Source organism: Collinsella sp. AF37-9, assembly GCF_003475115.1.
Taxonomy (GTDB): domain Bacteria; phylum Actinomycetota; class Coriobacteriia; order Coriobacteriales; family Coriobacteriaceae; genus Collinsella.
This window is the reverse complement of record NZ_QROQ01000063.1, coordinates 1-1267: the sequence shown is the minus strand read 5'-3', so window position 1 is coordinate 1267 and position 1267 is coordinate 1. Positions and strand designations below refer to the sequence as shown.

The 1267-nt window shown below is 65.4% G+C and carries 1 protein-coding gene; it reads right to left on the bottom strand.

The window, feature by feature from the left end; genetic code table 11:
• Nucleotide 1: 1 nt before the first annotated feature.
• Nucleotides 2–1243, bottom strand: coding sequence for an arginine deiminase (gene arcA / locus DW024_RS09900; protein ID WP_117774421.1), 1242 nt, complete (start codon nucleotides 1241–1243; stop codon nucleotides 2–4).
• Between the last annotated feature and the right edge of the window lie 24 nt (nucleotides 1244–1267).

Below are 1267 nucleotides of genomic sequence, written 5' to 3'. Positions count from 1 at the left end.
CTTAGAGGTCCTCGCGCCAGAAGGGCATGCTCATGCAGCGCGGGCCGCCGCGGCCGCGGGAGAGCTCGGCGGAGGGCACGACGAGAAGGTCCAGGCCCTCCTTGTACAGCACGTCGTTGGTGACGGTGTTGCGGGCGTAGACGCAGATCTTGCCGGGCTCGACGCACAGGGTGTTGGAGCCGTCGTTCCACTGCTCGCGGGAGGCCGCGATCGGGTCGCCGCCGCCGCAGGGGATCAGCTTGACCTGGTCGACGCCGGTGGCGTCCTCCAGGACGTGCTCGAGGGTGTCCTCGATCAGGCGGATGTTCACGTCGCCCGGGTTCTTGCCGGCGGTCAGCTCGTAGACGCGCAGGGTGCCCATGATGGCGGGGTGGATCGTGAACTTATCGACGTCGATCTGGGTGAAGACCGTGTCGAGGTGCATGAAGGCGCGCGAGACGGGGATGTCGAAGGCCAGGATGCGCTCGACCTTGGAGTCGGAGTTCCAGAAGATGTTCTGCGCCATGACGTCGATGGCGGCTGCCTGGGTGCGCTGGGAGATGCCGACGGCGAGGGTCTTCTCGTTGATGTTCAGCACGTCGCCGCCCTCGGTGTGGAACTGGCAGTCGCGGCGGAAGTACAGGGAGACGTCCTTGTAGTCGGGGTGGTACTTGAAGACGTACTTGCCGTACAGGGTCTCGCGGTTGCGGGTGACCGAGTACATGCGGTTGAGGTTGACGCCCTCGCCGACGACCGCGAACGGGTCGCGGGTGAAGTAGAGGTTGGGCATCGGGTCGATGATCAGGTCGGACTCGGACTCGGAGTTGACCAGGGAGTCGAGGGTCGTGGACGCCGTGAGGGGCATGTCGATCTCGGCCTTGGTCATGCCGGCCATGGTCTTCTTGACGAACTCGAGGTTGTCCTCGATGGAGTCCAGCTTCTCGCGGACGATCTGCGGCATCTGCTGGCCGCGGATGCCCGCCTCGGCGATGTACTGGTCGGTGAACTCGGCGCGGGCGCCGGGGACCTGGTCGAACACCTCTGCGACGAGGTTCTCGAGGTAGAGCACCTCCACGCCCTGGTCCCTCAGGATCTGGGCGAAGGTGTCGTGCTCCTGCTGCGCGACCTCAAGGAACGGGACGTCGTCGAACAGGAGTCGCTCGAGCTCGTCGGGCGGCAGGTTGAGGAGCTCGTCGCCGGGACGGTGCAGGCAGACCTTCCTGAGCTTGCCGATCTCGGAAGGCACGTGCAGACCTTTCGTCATGGCCTCCTACCTTTCTTTCGGGCC